The following is a 19,198-nucleotide window of genomic DNA, read 5'->3' as shown; positions in this document are numbered from 1 at the left end:
GAAAACACCGCGGCCGTTTGTCCGTTCCGATCGGATCCAGAGAGATCAATCGAATATCGGATAGTACGTATTGAACGCGGCTTCACAAAAGACGGCCGGGTCGTTGAACCGGCGGTGTTGATCCAGGCCGCTGATCGATTCCATTTGTGATTCGGTCAATTCAAAATCGAACAGATTCAGGTTGTCCGCCAGGTGCGCCGCCTGCTGGCTTTTGGGAATCACCGCCGTGCCTCGTTGCACGCCCCACCGCAAGACGACTTGAGCGGTGGATCGACCGGTTTCTTCCGCGATACGTTGCACAACCGAATGGTCCAAAACGGAATCGGATGCCTCGGCCATTCCCAGCGGTTGATAACTCTTTGCACCCAGCGGTGAAAACGCCGTCACGGCGATGTTTTCGCTTTCCGCGTATCGCACTAGATGGTTTTGCGTCAGGTAGGGGTGAAGTTCCACCTGCAGCACCGAGGGCCGGATGCGGCAATCGCTAATCAGATCGCGGATCAGCGAGACGCCGAAATTGCAAATCCCGATGTGTCGGACCAAGCCTGCGTCGACCAGTTCTTCCATCGCGGCCCATGTTTCGCGGATCGGAACTTGGACCGGCTTCATTGCCGGTGATTCCGCATCAGGATCGAAGAACCAAGCGGGCGGATATCGGTCTTCGAAGGGAACAAATTCCAGCGAGATCGGAAAGTGGATGTGGTACAGGTCCAAATAATCCAGCTGCAGATCCCGCAGCGTTTTCTCCACCGCCAAACGAACGTGTTCCCGGCGGTGATACGTATTCCACAGCTTGCTGGTCACCCACAGTTCGTCACGATTGATCGATCCGCTGGAAAACTGTTTGGACATCGCCGCACCGATCTCCGCTTCGTTTCCGTAATCGCAAGCACAATCGAAATGGCGATAACCCAAATCGATTGCGGTCGAGACGACTTGATCGCATTGGTCGCCGGGAATCTTCCAAAATCCCAAACCAACCTTTGGCAACTTGCTGCCATCGGCCAGGACAAGGTCCGTTGAAGAAGCGTCAGAATGATTCATGTTCAAAGCAATGGTGCGTCGTGCGTGAAATGGAAGGACCAGACGACCGATTCAACCCGCCAAGGTCGTGACGACGAACCGCATCGCATGCGGTCACCACGGATGGTTTTGGAGGAATCGTTCAGGGAACCCGCAGAATTTAGTCTTCCAGGACCATGATTTCGACACGGCGGAAATCGATTGGATGGCTTTCGGATTGCAATGAAATCGAACCACCGCTCAGCATCAGCCCGCCGGCTTTTTCGCTCAGTTCTTTCGCGTGGGCGTCGCGCGGATCCAACTGCGGTTGTTGATATTCCAAAACGACATCGCCGTCCAAGATATGCTTCACGACTTTGTTGCCACGGACTTCGATCTCCGCGGTCACCCACTGTTCACCGTGGTAGGTCTTTGATGATGACTTGGTGCAGTGCGGCAAGAACAACTTGTTTTGATAGAACACGTTGGTTCCCGGCGTGCACAAGTTGGACGTTGTTCGGTCGTGGGTGCCATCACCGCCCAGCAATTGGACTTCGATCGATGTTGGGAAATCCTGGTCCTTGGTCATCTGTTCGGGGCGTTCACCGTGGATCATCACGCCGCTGTTGCGGAGCGCCCATCCCGGTCCGCCTTTGCATTGTTCGCCGACAAAGCGGTATTCGACTCGGAATCGATAGTTGGAAAAGTCGTCTTTGTAGAACAGGTGTCCAAAGGTTTGATTGAATTCGTCGTATTGGTCGTATCGCACCTTCAGCAAACCGTCCTCGACGCGAAAGGTGTTGTAGGGATCGACGCCTGTTTCTTGATAGCGAATCTTGGGGGTCCAGCCGGTCAGGTCTTTGCCGTTGAACAGCGAGGTCCATTTTCCAGGCTCGGGCTGGTCGGCAAAAACGATGATGTTGCCGCAGAGGACGAAAGTCAGAACAGCGAAGCAGCGAAACATGGTGAACTGGGTACCCATAAGGAAAGCGAAGGCATGGTGTATCGCGGAACGAAGCTGGCGCGGCTTGGGGCGGCGAAACACGAAGGTTGCTTTTGCGTGTGCCGCCGGCCAAAAACGCACGACCCGGCACCGCCGGACCGCCATCATACTTGATGTCGCCGTTGTCATGCCCCAACCCCTGCTACGAAACGTCGCGTTGGTCGGTCAGCGAACAGGCCGGCGTCCCGGGCCAGCGGCGTCGAGGGTACAAAGAGGGGACGCCGCGGCGCGTTTCCGTATGCCGTTTTTCCTGAACATCCTGAGGGGAGTGTTATGTCACACCACACCTACAAGAAGATCGAAGTCACCGGAACATCCCCGGTTTCGATCGAAGAAGCGGTCGAGACCGCCATCACGCACGCGTCACGTACCGTCCGCGGACTCAGTTGGTTTGAACTGACCGAAACCCGCGGGTTGATCGAAGAAGGCAAAGTGTCCGAATGGCAAGTGACAATCAAGATTGGCTTCAATCTGGATCAGTGACCTGCCCCGATTCCAAATCGGCACGGACGAACCGAAACCACGACGGCTAGACCGTCGTGGCGACTTCCGCCGACGGCATTTTTGTCAACAGCGTCTCGACGACATCCGCAGCACTGTAGGCGATGGCGTCGTCGCTTGGCAGGAAACGGCCGATGTTGACCACGTCGTTGCCGCAGGTCACCAACGGCAATTCGGTTTCGCCCGACTTGCGAGTTTGTGCCAATCCGATGTCGGCCAGCAAGCCATTGCAGACGCACTTTCGGCCGACGGTGTCTTCCACCTTGCCGCCTTTGCGGACGTAGTCATCAACGGGTTCGGCCGGACAACGCCAGCCGGTTTTGCCGTCTTCACGCAGGTAACCTTGCCGCAGGAATCCAAGGTCGCAAATGCGTTTACGTTCTTCGTAGATTGGCAACTCGGACATCGTGTCGTTCAGTTGCAACACTTTGAACGGGAAACCGGTCGGCGAAGCAAGCGGGTCAGTATGAACGTCCAGCTTGCCTGCACGAGCACGCTGGATGACTTCGGATTTGATTCCGTCGCTCAGTCCCGATTCTTGGCAGAACGCGAATGGAGTGCCTACCTGGACGCCGGTTGCGCCTTCGGCAATGGCTTGTTCGATCGCATCCGCTGAACCGTAAGATCCCGCCAACCAGAACGGCAATCCAATCTTTGCAATCTCCGCCAGTTTCACCACGTCGCGACGTCCATAAACCGGTTCGCCGCGATCATTCAACTCCGTACGGCCACGCGGCGGTGCGTTGTGCCCGCCGGCGGTTGGGCCTTCGATGATAAAGCCATCAACCTTGCCCGTTGATTTTTTGGCCAGCATCGATGCCAACGTTGCCGATGCGACGATGGCCAAGAATTTGGGGCGGTTCAGCCAAGTGATTTCACCGGCACCGAAGGCGACGGGATCGAAACGCGAATAAACCGGTTGGTCGGTGTCCAAAATATGCAGCGGCAATTCGGCCGCTTCGCCCCGTGACAAACGATCCAGTGCACCGGGAATGAATTTCGGGATCCCAGCACCCATCAGCACGTAATCAACCCCGGCCAGCATGGCACCGTACAGTGATGCCAGGGTTGGGGTTTGAATCTTTTCCAACAGGTTGATGCCAATCGGGCCGTCATGATCTTCTTTGGCCAGCCAGACTTCGACAAAGTTTGCCACCACCACCAATTCCAACTGTGACGTCGTCGGCGTGTCGGTGATCACCATCGCGCCGCGAAACGGCTGGTCGGCCGCTTTGCCGTCGGGCACATAGAACTTGTCCAAGATTCGCCGGGCCATCTCGGGAAAAGGGAAATCCGCAAGAGCCCGACGCATGTGTCCGCCGGGGTCGCCCAATTGCAACCGTCGTGACAATACGACGTCCATCGCGGTCCCCGAAACGACACCCAATTGCCCGGTCATGGCAACCGCTTTGGCGAGCCGCCAATTGGACACGGCGGCACCCATGCCACCTTGGATCAAAACGGGTTCTTGTGCAGTGGCGTCGGATGAAAACACGACATGCGCTCCTAGCTGTGGTGAAAACTGGGCCAGCTTCCTCGAGCGTCGCTGCAGGAAGACACGCAACGCCGGCCGACCGCCGCGGATGGGGTTCCAGGTGGCAAGCGTCCGATGTCCGCCAGGCCGGTTCCCGATCACGGTGATATCACAAGTCTATGAATGCGGGACCCTTCACAGGACCGACGCCGCGCAACGGTTTTGCAATTGTTTTGTCTCCCCGCCTTGCTAGCTTGGCGACTTCTTCACAAATCACGTGTTTTCCGCACCCATTGCTTCGCCCGCCGGTGCCACGGTGCTTGACGTCGTCCGCTTCAGCGACAAGCCGCCGCACCTGAGCCATCCGGACGATCGCCCGCACACTTTGAGCAGGCCGTAAATTTTGACCGCCGCTGGGTGGTCCGCTTACACTCCGTGCAGCGGCGGTTTGCCGCATCCCCGCACTCGGACGTGGGGCTTGTCTTGTCCATGCACCACGAAATGAGTCGTAGAAGTCACCCGATGAACCCGAAAAGATTCACCGCATTTGCGGCACGCACGATCTTGTTTGCTTGTCTTTGGCTCGGCATCGTTTTGCATTCAGCCGTTGCCGATGAGGCGAACGAACCGGCTGATGCGAAAACCGCCGATTCGCAACCCGCCGCGACCAAAGTGGAAGCGTCCCTGCAGAAGATCCTACAGGATCTTGTCCCCTCGCTTGCCGATGCCTTGTTGCAACAGTTCCGCGATGCCCTGCCCGACTTGGAAACGTATGCGCCGCAAATCGAACTGATCGAATCCGATTCGGTGACGTGTTGGATGACTTACGTTTGCCAAGTCGAAATCGAAGGTGATTGGTACGTCTGTGAAGACTATTACACCGTTGCGACGGGCGATGACTGCGATGATTGCGAGACGGCCGCGTTGGCGTCTTGCCAGAACATCCAGTGTGATTGCTATGAAGGCACCGCGGTGTTGACCTGTTGCACCGATGGAACCTCCCCATGCACCGACGTGGACTGTACCGAAGACGAAGAATCCAAGGACAAGCCGAAGCCGCTACAGCTTCGCTGGTCCTTTGATGTTGATGGGATCAAGCATGTCGCGGTCGATCCGGTACTGTCGATGGATTACGCGTTGTCCGCAATTGGTGTCGACACGCAGCTTCCCTTCAAAGTGACGCGTCGAAACGCCGCCGATGCACTGACGCGTTTCAAAACGCTTGCCGAAGCCCACGGCGGCATCGCGGCGGGGACCTTCCGCCGTGATATTCAGTTTTCAATGATCAACCGATGCTATTTGCGTGTCGCGTCGGAATCCGCCGACGGGACGACGGTGTATGACGAAGAGGTCCAGGGGCAACACGGGCTGTCGGCATTGGCATTCATCAAGGCGATCGCCGCAGCGAAAGACTTGAAAGCAACCTTGGAAGACCTGGGGCGTCGAAACGTAACGATCCGCCCATCGGTTCGATGCGAAGCGATACAGAATTCCGACCGCGTGCGTTGTGGCGATCAGTCCGTTTGCCGGGCGACTTGTACGGCCACAGACGACACCGAAATCGTGACCTCACGCTATGGCCGCACGGATGAATTGGCGTGCGCAACGGCGATGGAAGCGGCACGGCTTTTGGCCGACCAGCACGGTGGTACCGATCCCGATCAGTGCGAAAGTACGGTGATCACGATGCCCGGTGCCGGCAAAGCGTCCGTCGGTGATTCAAAGTCCTGCACTGATTGTCAGTGAGTACAGGTTGCCAGTGAGTACAGGTTGCCAATGAGTACAGGTTGCCAATGAGTACAGATTGCCAATCAATACCGATCGTTCGATCACCAAGCCCATCGGCAAAGTGATCGCGCGATCCGAACCGATGTCGTCGACTTCGCTATTGTGCCGATTCATCCACGGCATCGTCAGGCGGGACGCCGTCAGACGTTGTCTTTCCGGCCGGTGACAGTAATTGCCAGGTATCGTCCAACCCATAACGGGCTTGCTCCGTTGCGTTCAACGGACGCTCGGGCAATCGCACCGCGTGGGTGGATGGATCGACCGGGATGCGGCGCCATTGTCCGGTGCGGTCGATGCTGATGATCCAACGTGCGTCGGGGCTGATCAAATCCAGTTGGCCGACCGCCGTTGCCGACTGGAATGTGAAGTCGCCAGGGGCCGCGATCACTTCGCGTCCATTGGTTTGATAGACGCCGATCGAATCCCGATGGCGAATCGCGATCAGACCCGAATTGGGAAGCAACTGGTATCCATCGATCGGTGTCTTCCAATCGATGGACTTGGCAAAACGATCGTCACTGGACCGGGTGTCAATGATTCGAATTCGGCGACCGTAAACCCCCAAGATCAAGCGGCCGTCCGGACCGTAGGACAATTGCTTGGGACGTGAATCATAGTTCGGCAGCAATTGAGATTGTCCGTTGGGCATGATCTGCTGAGGTGCCGCCACAGGTGGGCCGCCCAGCGGTGAACCGCTGACCAAAAGCTGGCTGCCGTTGGGTTGGAACAACGCGGTCGATAGCCGACGTTCGGCCAAAGGCATTGTGACCGGTTGTCCCAATGCGACATCCCAAACTCGCCAATCACCGCCGTCGTCTCGGGCGACCAGTCGTGCGGCAAAGGCTGCGAAGCTGAGTTGACGAATGGGGCGTTCCAACTTTCCGAATGGACGAACACGCCGCTCCGCCAAGTCGATCACACCGACCTGCCCCGCCCGGGTTCCATACGCCAGCCTTTGTGAGTCGTCGCTGATTGCCGAAACCAGAATCGGATCCGCCCCCAGATCGATTCGGTCAATCCGATCGCCCGTTTCCAGATTCCATACGGCGACCGATCCATCCCAACTGGCGGTGACGACCCGACCGGCCGACACCGACAGATGGATCGACGACACCGGTGCGGCGTGTCCGCGATAGGACGCGATGACTTGACCCGTATCGACGTCCAAACGTTCGGCACCAAACTGGACGTCTTCCGCGACGATCATCGAATCGTTCCGGCCGGTTCGAATACGAAGTATCGCGTGGTCGTGAAGCTTTTGTTGCCAAACAACGGTTCCGTCTTCACGAATCTTGGCCAACATCGAAACGCGAACGGGTTCCCCCGGACGTGGGCGACGTGTCACTGTGCTGCGGTGCTGTGGGTGGGAAGCGATGACGATGCCTCCGTCCGAATCCACGCAAAGTGACCCGACTGATTGAATCTTGGTGGTGGTTTCGGATTGCGGATCTGTCGGGATCAAAACCTGCGTTGGTTCCAATTCGCCCGACCCGATTTGCCACTGATAAAGTCCGCTTTGATCGCTGCCGACCCACAGTTTCGGTTTCGAAGAATCACTGGCGACGGAAATGAGACCACCGGGGTGTTTGACTTCGTCGTCCAGTTCGCCCGTTTCACAGTTCCATGCGTAAAGCGAACCGCGGATGGATTCGTAGGTGACCAAGTAGCGTCCATCATGGGTAAAGATGGACTCATAAAAGCGTTTGTCACTGTGATCGATACGTCGGACCGAATCCCAATCCTTTGCGTCCAGCAATTGCAGTTCAAAGTCTTCGCCGCTGACCAGGATCTGTTCGCCGGTGGGGCTGTAGCGGACACGTTCGATCACGAAATCCATCGAATCGGTCGCTCGGATCGTGGCGTCGGATGTGTCCCACCGTTGGATGGTGCCATCGTCGCACGACGTCACTACGGAGGATCCATCCGGTGAAAAATCGAGGCTATCAATTCGCACGTCTTCAAAGCGATGGAATCGATTCGTTTTCCAGTGCCATAAGCCGCTTTGAACCCCGGCATTGACCGCCACGATCTGGCCGTCACGGCTAAGCCGCAGGTCTTTGATGCTTTCTAGACGTCGTTTCAACGACGCGATTGGTTCACCCGAGGACTTGTCCCAGACGGTGATCTGGTGTGCGCTGCCGGTGGCAAAAACGTCGGCCGATCCGCTGTTGGATTCCGGATACGCATAAAACGGATTGCCGCTGACCGTGGTGACATGGCGTCCGGTCTGGGCATCGAAAACGCTCGTTCCCCGACGTGGGGTCGTGGTCGCGGTGACCGTTGCACCATCGGGGGCAAACCGAACCACCGTGTTCGCCCTTTCGACGCCCGTGGCGAATCGGCTCCGGTGCAATCCGCTGTCGCAGTACCACGTGCGCGCGGTCGCGTCGCGAGACGCGGTTGCTAGTTGTTGACCGTCTGGATGAAAAGCGACATCGTCGATGTATTTCTGATGCCCCTTCAGTTCGGCAATCAGTTCACCCGAAAGGCTGTCACGAAGCTGGACACATTCATCGTCGCCACACGTCGCGATTGAATTGCCATCGGGGCTGAAATCAATGTCGGCAATATTGCCTGGCGTCGACCACGCACACATGGTATCCAATGTTTGTGTGTTGACGACGGTCACGTTGTCCGTGATGGTGATCGCGATTTGTTGCCCGTCGGGGCTGAAGGTGCCCACACCCTTGTGATGAATCGGGCGGCGATCAAAGGTGGAAAGATCCCACAGGTCGCATCCCAAAACGGACGAACTGGTCAACAGGGTTGTCCCGCCAGGATGAAACTGCACACCGTCGACCAGATCGAAGTCCAGGCCCGGCAGTCGTGATTTCCACTCGTCCAGTACACGCAGCGGTTCACCAGTCTTTGCGTCCCAGATCCGCACCGTGTCATCGCCCCCGATCGTTGCGATTTGCGAACCGTCCGGGCTGAATGTGGCGTACCGGGCTGCTCCTGCGTGGCCCGTCAGCGTTAGCAACAAATCACCGGCGGCGTTGTACACGTGGAAAGCATTGTCCTGTGCGGGCATGACGATCCTGGTCGGACCGTCGACCGGACTGAACGCGGTGCGATCCACGCGGTCGGCGATTGCGCCGGGCAATTCTGCTAGTTGGACCTGGCGACGCACGTCCCAAACAGAAACGGTCGGCGTGTCGTCAATGTCCTGGACCAACAACAGTCGCGTCCCGTCGGGGGAAAACGCTGTCGAAGTAACGCGGGACCCCTGACCGAAAACGCCGGCGGGGTTTCCGGTGTCCGATTCATACAGTCGTGCGGGTTCATTTGCCCGCGTGATGTCGCCGGCCCAACCGGTGGTGACCACCAATTTGCCATCGGGGCTGTAGGCGATGGAGCCCAGCGGCGCATCGGAACCACGCATCAGTAGACGTTCGTGATTGCGATCGATGGCAGACAACAGGATGTTGTTGGCTTCAGGGCCGGGTGCCAGTTTCGCCCCCATTGCCGCCAGTTCGATGGCCAGGCGTGGTGCGGAATCCAATTCCAGTGACGCTTGGGCGGTCAAGCGACGGCCTTCAGACTTTCGCAGCGCGGACGTCAGGTCTGTGTTTCGCTGTTGTGTTTCGATGACCGCTTTCTTTTGGACCTGAATCGCGAAAGCCATCGACCCAACGGCAGCCAGTGTGAACGCGGCGGCGACCGACGAAGCGGCGATCACCATGGTTCGGTGTCGCCGCGCCCAGTTGCGAGTTCGCTTCATCAGACTTGGGCGTCGCGCCTTGATCGGCTCGTTGCGTTGCCAGGCCGCCAAGTCTTCGGCTAATTCGCCTGCGCTTTGATAGCGGTCGTCCGGATTCTTGGACAACAGCTTCATCACCACCGTGTCCAGATCCAATGGAATCTTTGGGTTTAACTTGTGGGGCGACGGAGGATCTTCGAAGGCAATCTGATGAAGGATCTCGCTGCGGGTCCGACCATCAAATGCGTGTCGCAGCGTCAACAATTCGTATAACGTTGCGCCCAAAGAAAACAAATCAGCGCGATGATCCACCACGACCCGCTGGGCGTAAGCTTGTTCGGGACTCATGTAACGCAGCGTGCCGACCATGTCGCCCGGACGTGTTACACCGGCTTCACCCTGAACTTGTGCAAGCCCAAAGTCGGAAACCCAAACCTTGCCCTCCTCATCGATCAACAGGTTCGATGGTTTGACGTCGCGGTGAACGATTCCGCGGTTGTGCGAATAGTGAAGTGCATCTGCCACTTGCTGGCCGACGCGGGCAAACGCGACCAAGTATGCGTGGTCACCCGTGCTGCCTTTGGACGTGATGGCACTGGTGAATCGCGTCGAACCCGCCGAACGGTAGGTGTCCGAATCGGGGTGCACGTGTTCGACAGGTTCGGCCTGGGTCGATCCGTCTTGCTGCTTCTTGCGCAACGATTGCGAAATCGTTTGGGTGATCAACGTGATCAACTCGGCCAAGTTTTGGCCTTCGATGAACTTCATCGAATAATAATGCGTGCCTTCGTCAATGCCGAACGCATAGACCGGAACGATATTGGGGTGATCCAACTGCGCCGCGGCGCGGGCCTCGTTTTCGAAACGCGTTCGCGTCGACACACTCATGGTCGATGCGTAGGGAAGCACTTTGATGGCCACCCGCTTGTTCAGTTTGACATCGCGTCCTTCAAAGACGACGCCCATTCCTCCACGGCCGACTTCACGAATCAGTCGATAGCCTCCCAAGACCTGTTCGGGAACCGCGACGCGTCCCAGGCCGCTATCGGCCGCGGTGGTGGTGCCTTTGATCGTACGATTGCCGACGACCGGAGTGGATGACGCGTGGGAGCCCGCTTGGGTGCGAATGGTCGTTAGGTCTTCGCCGTTGCTGTTGGCGCGGATGTGGTTGGCGTCTGGTTCGGCGGCACCGTTGGCGGGCAACTCAATGCGATGGGGCTGTTCGGCCTGGACGCTTTGGCGTATCGCCTCCAACTGTGCCACCAGTTCAGGCCGCAGTGAATCGATGACGAAGTGTCGGTAGTCTTCGATCCTGGGCTGGCGACCCGCCCGCAGTGCGTCTTCAAATTCGCGGATGACCGACGCAATGTCCGGTTTGGAATCAAAGGACAGATCAGACATTTCGCCCCGATCCCGTGTGCGTGCCCTGCATTTGGACGTACCTGTGGAATGAATCTTGAGACAACAGACGCCGAATCGTCCTGCTTCGTTCGCGGTTCATCCTGATTTGCACCCCCTCTTGTGGAGGTCATTGTAGTGCGTCGCTGCGGTCCCCGGCCAGAGATTTCCGCGATACATTTGACGACTCTTCTGAATCGCGACTTCTCCAACGACTCTCGAAGGAATTCGCTGCATGGCGACCATCCGATTTTGTGGTGCAGCCGGGACCGTGACCGGTTCCTGTTCACTGATCCAGACCGCCGGCAGCGCCTTTCTGGTCGACTGTGGTTTATTCCAGGGAAACCGGACGACCCAGGATCTGAATTATCAGCCGTTTCCGTTTGATGTGAATTCGGTGAAGTTCCTGCTGCTGACCCATGCCCATATCGACCACAGCGGTTTGATTCCCAAACTGATCAAAGCGGGCTTTGACGGTCCTATTTTTGCAACGGAGCCAACCTGTGACCTGTTGCAGTTCATGTTGCCCGATTCGGCGTACATCCAGGAATCCAATGTCGATCGTTTGAATCGGAAACGTCGGCGCATGGGCCTGGACTTGCTCGAACCGATCTACACCAAAGAAGATGCCTCCAAAGCCTTGGCGTTATGCCGAACGGTCCAATACGAACAATGGATCAACGTGGCCGATGGTATCGAAGCCCGGTACTGGAACGCCGGTCATTTGTTGGGGTCGGCGTCGATCGAAGTACGCATCGACGGCACAGAAGCCGGGGATTCGGACCGCCCGTTGCGAATGCTGTTTTCCGGCGATTTGGGGCCTGAGGAAAAGGCGTTTCATCCGGAACCCGATGCCCCGCAAAGCTTTGATTACATCGTTTGCGAAAGCACCTATGGCAATCGCGATCGAGAAGATTACACCCTGGAAAATCGCCGCGAAGCGATGAAACAGGAACTGACCACCGCGCTGAACCGGGGCGGAAATGTCGTGATCCCGTCGTTTGCGGTTGAACGCAGCCAAGAACTACTTCACGACATCGGCTATTTGCTGGCAACCAATCAAATTCCCGATGCCAAGGTGTATTTGGATTCGCCCTTGGCACGCCGTGCGACGGAGGTCTTCATCAAACATGCTGGTGATTTAGAAGACATCGAATTGCCCGCCGCGGAACTGTTCCGCCATCCCAATTTTCGCTTGGTCCAAAGTGTGGAGGAAAGCAAGTCGCTGAACAAAGTGACCAAGGGCGCGATCATCATATCGGCCAGTGGCATGTGCACCGCGGGGCGGATCAAGCACCATTTGGCCAACAATATTTTTCGCAAAGAAGCCACGATTCTATTTGTCGGATATCAGTCACCCGGCACATTGGGGCACATCATCACCAGCGGTGCCAAGGATGTTCGCATCCACGGAAAGCAGTACCACGTCGCCGCTGCGATCCGGCGGATCGGCAACTACAGCGCCCATGCGGATCAAGGCGAACTGATCGATTGGATTCTGCAGCGGGGCGATGTGTCCCAGGCGATTTTCTTGAATCACGGGGAAGACGACGCCCGTGAAACACTTCGCCAGTTGTTGATCGAAAAAGGCTGGGATGCCGACAGCGTGTATGCCCCCGGTTTCGACGAAGTGTTCGAACTGGTCGCCGGAAAGGTCAAATCGCAGGGCGTTGCCGAGCACCGAATTGATACCGCGGAATTGCGTCGTGACTGGTACAACGACTATGCCGCCTTCATTTTGGAATTGGGGCGACGGCTGGAAACAACCGACGACGTGGCGACGCGGCATGCGATGATCGATCGTGTGCGTCGTGCCCTGGATTAGGGCCCCTGTCGGGCCGAATTCGGCCGGTCAAACGTCGGGGGCCGCCAGTCAGAGTCGACTCTGGTTCCCCTAAACGGAGGCTTATGGCACCGACGCACCCCGACGGTTCGGTCTGTTCCAATGGAAACTGGTACGCCCGTCGACGCGGTCGAAGGGATTGTCAGGACTGCATCGCTCGCACCGACAAAAACTGCGTTGACATCGGGCCGTTCTCAGACTCCAACACTTCCGATGACTTAGCTTTTCCTAACGGTCGAATCGGACGATTCGACTTGCACCGCACAATCGGTTTCGGTTTTCTGATCGACTATCGAGACCGTGATATTCGTTGATCCTTTTGCCAAGCGGAGTTCCGCATGTCCACGCCTGTTCTTGATTCCAATCCTTCCGAAGAACTGCTGGCTGACTTTCCTCTTGAACTGCGTCGCCATCTGAACATCACGTTGGGCTGCGAATCCGAACCGGTGGACCCTTCCTACGTTTATCGCGCGACCGCTCTGGCCGTCCGTGATCGTTTGGTGGATTCGTGGCGTCGAACCCAAGCCAAGATGCACCACAGCGACCAACGCAAGGTGTTTTACCTGTCGCTGGAGTTTCTGATCGGACGATCGCTGTGCAACGCGATCCAGAATCTGGACGTCGACGAAGAAGCACATGCGGCGATTCACCAGTATGGATTGCGTCTGGAGGAAGTGGCCGAACAGGAATATGACGCCGGACTGGGCAACGGCGGTCTTGGCCGCCTGGCCGCTTGTTTCTTGGACAGTTGTGCCAACCTGAAACTGCCCGTGGTCGGATATGGCATCCGATACGAATACGGCATGTTCAACCAACGCATCAGCGATGGTCGTCAGATCGAAGAACCCGATCACTGGTTGCGGGACGGAAACCCGTGGGAGATCGAACGACACGAAGACGCGCGTCAGATCCATTTCTACGGTCGCGTGGAACACTATCACGATGCCAACGGCAAATCACGGACCCGTTGGGCCGACTGTCATGACATCACCGCGGTCCCGTTCGATATGCCGATCCCCGGCTATCGCAATGACACGGTCAACACGTTGCGATTGTGGAAAGCCACCGCGTCGGACGCGTTCAATCTGACCGAATTCAACGCCGGCAGTTATACCGAGGCGGTCGCTGAGAAAAATTTGGCCGAAAACATTTCCATGGTGTTGTACCCCAACGATGCCAGCGAAAACGGCAAAGAACTGCGTCTGAAACAACAGTACTTCTTGGTTTCGGCCAGCCTGCAGGACGTCATCGCCCAGTGGGTCGAAGAACACGGCGAAGATTTCTCGGAATTCGGCGCCAAACACTGCTTCCAGTTGAACGACACGCATCCCGCCTGTGCCGTTCCCGAACTGATGCGTCTGTTGATCGACGAACACGGTTTGGAATGGGACCAGGCTTGGAAGATCACCACCGAGTGCATGGCCTATACCAACCACACGCTGTTGCCCGAAGCGCTGGAACGTTGGTCGGTGTCATTGTTCAGCCACCTGTTGCCACGCTTGATGGAAATCGTTTACGAAATCAACGCCCGATTCTTGGCAGAGGTCGAAAAGAAGTGGCCCGGCGATACGGAAATGCGTCGCAAGATGTCATTGATCGAAGAAGGCGATCACCCCCATATCCGCATGGCGTATCTGGCCATTGTCGGCAGCTTCAGCGTCAATGGTGTTGCCGGATTGCACACCCAGTTGCTGAAGAACGGGCTGTTCCACGACTTTTACACGTTGTGGCCCAAGAAATTTAACAACAAAACCAATGGCGTGACCCAACGTCGATGGTTGGCCCACTGCAACCCGGGATTGCGTCAGCTTTTGGACGAAACGATCGGCAGCGGTTGGGAAAACGATCTCAGCCTGATCAAGAATTTGCATCCCTATGCCAGCGACGCTTCGTTCCGCGAACGTTGGCGTGAGATCAAGAAGGCGAACAAAGAACGTTTGGCTGAAGCCGTGATGCAACGCACCGGCATCGCCTTTGACACGTCCGCCATGTTCGATGTTCAAGTCAAGCGGATCCACGAATACAAGCGTCAGTTGCTGAATACGCTGCACGTGATCCACCTGTACGATCGCATCATGCGTGGTGAAACCGAAGGCATGGTGCCCCGCTGTGTCCTGATCGGTGGCAAAGCGGCACCCGGATATCACTTGGCCAAATTGATCGTCAAGCTGATCAATGACGTGTCCAATACGATCAAGGGCGATCGCCGGGCCGATGAACTGCTGAAATTCGTTTTCTATCCGAACTATCGTGTTTCATCGATGGAAATCATCTGCCCGGCGACGGAGTTGTCCGAGCAAATTTCCACCGCCGGTAAAGAAGCCAGCGGCACCGGAAACATGAAGTTCATGATGAACGGTGCGTTGACGATCGGAACGCTGGATGGTGCGAACATCGAGATCCGTGAAAACGCCGGCGAAGAGAACTTCTTCCTGTTCGGTTTGGATGCCGATGGCGTACAAAAGACTCGGTTGGATTATCGACCGAATGAAATCATCGCCGCCGACCCCGATATCCAGCGGATCATGCAGTTGCTGGAAAGCGGTCACTTCAACCGCAGCGAACCGGGCATCTTTGATGTCTTGTCATCGGGTCTGCGAAACCCCCACGACCCGTGGCTGACGATCGCCGATCTTCGCGGTTACATCGATGCCCAACAGAAGGTTTCCGAGACGTATGCGGATCCCGAAACTTGGGACCGCATGAGCATTCTGAACACCGCCGGCAGTGGATGGTTCAGCAGCGATCGGACGATCCAGCAATACGCTGACGAAATCTGGAACGTCGGGCCGATGGCTTAACGATCCACGTCGGCCAAGCGTCGGCGGACGATCCATTGAAAGATCTGCGCGGTGTTGTCCGATGGGGCGACATCGCGTTTTTTCTTTGGGCCGTGACTCTTCTACTAAGGGGCGTCTGATTTCGCTTTGTCTTGGGACGCATTCGACTTTGACGTCGCGATTCGGCCGCCGATGTGTAACACGTCCAATTCATCGGTCAGTTGGTGTTCCAAAGCCTCGGCACCCTGGTAACCCAGTTGCACGGATTCCACTTTCCCGGATTTGCCGATCAGGATCCGTTGGGGGATCGCGTCGGCCTTGAACGCGTCGGCGATTTCGCCTTCGGCATCCAGCATCACGGGAACCTGCCACGGTTGTTCGCTCAGGAATCCGACCACCTTGTCGGCCGATTCGCCCACGTTCACGGCATAGAAAACAACGTCCTTGTCTTCATAGCGTTCAGTGACCGATTGCAGCGTCGGCATTGATTCCAGGCACGGCGTGCACCAAGTCGCCCAGAAAGACAGTACGACGACTTTGTTCTTCAGGTCCTGCGACCGGACGCCTTTACCATCAAGCGTGACACTGGCGAATTCCGGCATGACTTTGCCCAGCAGTGGATGGTCCTTGGAGACACCGGCAAGCGACTGAAAATACGTGTCGACCGATGGGTATTTCTTCGCTCCGTTCGGTGGCTGATAAGTGAATAGCTTTTCATCCACATCCCCAGAGATTCGCCAGGACAAAAAGTCGAAACGCAACTGGTATCGGTATCCGGCCGGCATCTTCATTTGCTGGTTGGACCGCAGCATGTCGGTCAGGTCGACAATCATCCGCAGTGGACGCTGGAGTTCGTTTTCGCGATCCAGCAACCACAAGTCCCATTGGACCAAGTCGTCCTGGACGCCCTTGAGGTGTACCGCTGGGGTTTCGCCACGAAACGGTGCCCGGTCGACCAACTGGATTGACTTCATCCCGCCGACCAACGCGATCGCGGGATCGTAACCGGCCAACGTCATCGCCAGGACCGGTTCGGGATACGGACCCATGGGAACGGGCAAACCGTCGACGGCCTGGCGAATCGAAATCGGTTCATCAAATTCCACGTAGGCATCGGACGACAACGCGACGGTCAGCTTTTCCGCGTTATTGAAGATCCGAGTCCGCTGATCGGTCTCCTTCAAATAGACCGTGAATTGATCGGGCGTCTTCGATGCGATCTGGTACGTCGATACTTGGGCGTCGACGACGCGACCGCCCACGGTGGTTTCCGTGGTCAGCTGAATCGTGGACCTTGAAACGCGGCTTTGCGAGATGGCTTCGAATAGCGGAAACAGTGCCGATTGAACCTCTTGATCCAGCTCAAATAGATCGACGTCGGATTCGGCGACTTCCGATGGAGTCTGCGTCTTCGGGTCGTCGGCGATTGCGATCGCAGGCCGCAGAACCGCCAACAACACGGCGACGATCGGGACCATCCCAGCCCGGCGCCAAACTCGACGCGTGCAATGCGACGGGACGGCAATAGACCGGGCACGATGGTAGGAAGAAAAGTTGGCCATGACGTCGATGGGTGAGGAGCGAGAAAAAGCGTGAAGGCTCGTGGTGCCGACGCGACCAGTCTATCGAACGCCGATCGTCAGCCAACCGTCACGGGCGTCGATATGGTTGGACTGAAACTGGCGACCGGCGACCGCTTGGATGGCAAAATCGTCCGGCGTCGTCCACGTCTTGGACAACAGTGTTTCGGGGAACACATTTTCAAACGACTTTCGCAGCGTGCTGCGGATCGCGGATTCGCGAAGCCCCAAACGCTGGCGACCGGGGAATCGAATGCTGACTTCCCCATCGCGGATCAGCCACATCGACCCGTCGTCCAGTCGCGCGGGGACATACGTTGCCGCGATTTCCAAGTTGGTCCGCCGCAGTTCTCGGTCGCCTTGGGCGAACTCGGATCCACGCAGACCCAGGCGTACCTTTTGATCACGACTTTCGAAAATGATCGGACGAAATCGCGTGAATCGCAGCTGGAACGGTTCCTCCGGTTCATCGATTGGATCGTCCGCTGGTTTCTGTGTGGGCAACCCGATCTGTTCAAGCAGATCGTCCAGTTCATGTTGTTCGAAGGATCGCCCCGACAGCAGCGGTGCCAGAGTGTTTTCCACCACGGATTCATGGATCTGGATCGACGCGTCACTGCCTGCATCAGACATCGGCGCCGGGCGATCGGCGGACAACTGGTGGGTATCGGCCATGACGCCTTCGATGAACATGGATGTGTCCGTGCTGCCCCAGGTCCGCTGCGGCTTTTCCAAGTCCAATCGCAGTAGATAGGGTTCCGCACGGGACATCATGTTCGGGCTGGGCAACGATGCCGCCTGGTCCGTTTCGCGGACGAATTCGGATGTCACTCGTCGCCGCAACTTTTCGCGAGCGATAGAATCGGCCAACGGCTTTTGCTCCGCGGCGCGTTTGCTGGCGATCCGACGCACCAGTCGCCATCGATGTTGGATCGACGTGACTTTGCTTTGCAGAGACACTTGTGCGGATGCCGCGGACAATCGTGAACCGTTGGGGCCGAAAAACAGGCTTCGTGTGACGTGCACGTTTCCATCGGACACGGTCGTCAAGCGGACCGGTTTGTTGTAACCCACGTTGTCGCTGTGGAATCGACCGGTCAAATGCAACACCATGTGCACGTCGCCGATGGACGGTTGCAGGTCCGCTTGAACGATGCCGCGCAAATTGCTGGTGCCTCGCAATGCCGTCCCCAGGATGCAATCGCGAACCGGCTGCAGTTTGTTGACGTCGCGCATCACGGCCGACTGAACCGTGCGTTCGGGGATGTCGATGCGAAAGTTGGGGCTGGCGAAGGAGGATCGAACGTTCGCGATCAAATCGGGGACCTGGCGCGATTCGCTCAGCGTTCCCAGGATCGTACCGATCGCCGCGGCGTCATCGGTCGAAGGTGCCGAATCAATCTCGCGCAAGGTTTTTGATAACAGTTCCAATTGTCGCTGCAGAAGCGGGACCGAACGCTCGGAATCGGCAAACTTTGCCGCGGCAATCAGCCCTTCGGTGGATGTTCGCAATTGACGAAAGTTCGCCAGTTCCAGGCCGTCGTGAAGCCCCACCATGCGTTGATGCAGTTCGGTTGCCAGGCGACCGATCGTCGACACGGATTCGTCGTTTTCGATCGCATCGGCCAACGGTTGGGCATCGATGTAACGCATCCATGCGGCACGGTTTCGGCGGCTGGTGTGGGTGTCCAGATACTGCTGTAACTGCGTCAGAGAAGCAATGAATCCTGACTTTGCGACATCCAAGTTGGGCAGCCGATCACCGCGAATGGCGTCCAGATTGCTTTCGATCTGATCGGCCAGTCGGTTCCATCGGCTGGCCGGCGTTGTTGGCATCGATGTTGTGCTGACGACGGTTGTGCCTTGGCCGGTGACGACGGACTGCGAAACGAGGCCGAACGCAAGGAAGGTCGCCAAAGTGAGCCCGGTGATGGATTGCTTTGTCATGAGGTTTCGCCTTGCTGGTTCGCGCCTTGCTGTCCTTGATCTGCCGGAATCGGATGGCGGACGCACTGGATCCGATGCCCCGCGGTGAACGCGTCAAAGAGCCCGGCGTTCATTTTCCGCTGGCCCGACCGATTTCGACGGGTGAAAGTCTAGGTAGGCTGGGCAAACGACCGCAATGGTCC

Annotated in this window: 11 protein-coding genes; 4 read left to right on the top strand and 7 right to left on the bottom strand. The window is 57.2% G+C overall.

Annotation, left to right across the window (positions count from 1 at the left end; genetic code table 11):
• Nucleotides 1-45: 45 nt before the first annotated feature.
• Both HFP54_RS21310 and HFP54_RS21305 read right to left on the bottom strand, forming a co-directional pair.
• Nucleotides 46-1,044: an aldo/keto reductase gene (locus HFP54_RS21310; RefSeq protein WP_168566712.1), complete on the bottom strand. Its 999-nt coding sequence runs from the start codon at nt 1,042-1,044 to the stop codon at nt 46-48.
• Between the two features lie 139 nt (nt 1,045-1,183).
• A complete protein-coding gene (locus HFP54_RS21305; protein ID WP_235952146.1) occupies nt 1,184-1,966 on the bottom strand; it encodes a 3-keto-disaccharide hydrolase in 783 nt (260 codons plus the stop codon).
• Nucleotides 1,967-2,278: 312 nt separating this feature from the next.
• On the opposite strand from HFP54_RS21305, the gene HFP54_RS21300 reads away from it, so the two are divergent.
• Nucleotides 2,279-2,488 (top strand): dodecin, encoded by a 210-nt coding sequence (locus HFP54_RS21300; RefSeq protein ID WP_145293177.1) that lies wholly within the window; start codon nt 2,279-2,281, stop codon nt 2,486-2,488.
• 46 nt (nt 2,489-2,534) lie between these two features.
• On the opposite strand, the gene HFP54_RS25815 is transcribed toward HFP54_RS21300, so the two are convergent.
• Complete coding sequence (locus tag HFP54_RS25815; protein WP_315853955.1) at nt 2,535-4,001, bottom strand: nitronate monooxygenase; 1,467 nt, start codon at nt 3,999-4,001, stop codon at nt 2,535-2,537.
• Nucleotides 4,002-4,502: 501 nt separating this feature from the next.
• On the opposite strand from HFP54_RS25815, the gene HFP54_RS21290 reads away from it, so the two are divergent.
• Entirely contained in the window at nt 4,503-5,726 is a 1,224-nt protein-coding gene (locus tag HFP54_RS21290; protein WP_168566710.1) for a hypothetical protein, read from the top strand.
• Here HFP54_RS21290 and HFP54_RS21285 read toward each other — a convergent pair.
• Nucleotides 5,700-5,882, bottom strand: coding sequence for a hypothetical protein (locus HFP54_RS21285; RefSeq protein ID WP_168566709.1), 183 nt, complete (start codon nt 5,880-5,882; stop codon nt 5,700-5,702). The genes HFP54_RS21290 and HFP54_RS21285 overlap by 27 nt on opposite strands.
• On the bottom strand, nt 5,866-10,869 hold the full coding sequence (locus tag HFP54_RS21280; protein ID WP_168566708.1) for a WD40 repeat domain-containing serine/threonine-protein kinase: 5,004 nt from the start codon (nt 10,867-10,869) through the stop codon (nt 5,866-5,868). The genes HFP54_RS21285 and HFP54_RS21280 overlap by 17 nt, the downstream gene beginning before the upstream one ends.
• Before the next feature lie 232 nt (nt 10,870-11,101).
• Between HFP54_RS21280 and HFP54_RS21275 the strand changes: the two genes are divergently transcribed.
• Nucleotides 11,102-12,691, top strand: coding sequence for an MBL fold metallo-hydrolase RNA specificity domain-containing protein (locus HFP54_RS21275; RefSeq protein ID WP_168566707.1), 1,590 nt, complete (start codon nt 11,102-11,104; stop codon nt 12,689-12,691).
• Nucleotides 12,692-13,047: 356 nt separating this feature from the next.
• Complete coding sequence (locus tag HFP54_RS21270) at nt 13,048-15,510, top strand: glycogen/starch/alpha-glucan phosphorylase (RefSeq protein WP_146415939.1); 2,463 nt, start codon at nt 13,048-13,050, stop codon at nt 15,508-15,510.
• A gap of 104 nt (nt 15,511-15,614) precedes the next feature.
• On the opposite strand, the gene HFP54_RS21265 is transcribed toward HFP54_RS21270, so the two are convergent.
• Nucleotides 15,615-16,967 (bottom strand): redoxin family protein, encoded by a 1,353-nt coding sequence (locus HFP54_RS21265; RefSeq protein ID WP_168566706.1) that lies wholly within the window; start codon nt 16,965-16,967, stop codon nt 15,615-15,617.
• A 144-nt stretch (nt 16,968-17,111) separates the two neighbouring features.
• The gene (locus tag HFP54_RS21260) at nt 17,112-19,016 is read right to left on the bottom strand and encodes a hypothetical protein (protein ID WP_168566705.1); all 1,905 of its coding nucleotides are present in this window, start codon (nt 19,014-19,016) and stop codon (nt 17,112-17,114) included.
• Nucleotides 19,017-19,198 lie beyond the last annotated feature (182 nt).

This window comes from Crateriforma spongiae (assembly GCF_012290005.1).
GTDB lineage: Bacteria > Planctomycetota > Planctomycetia > Pirellulales > Pirellulaceae > Crateriforma > Crateriforma spongiae.
Note: the sequence above shows the minus strand (reverse complement) of the source record. Positions and strands in the feature narration are given on the sequence as shown.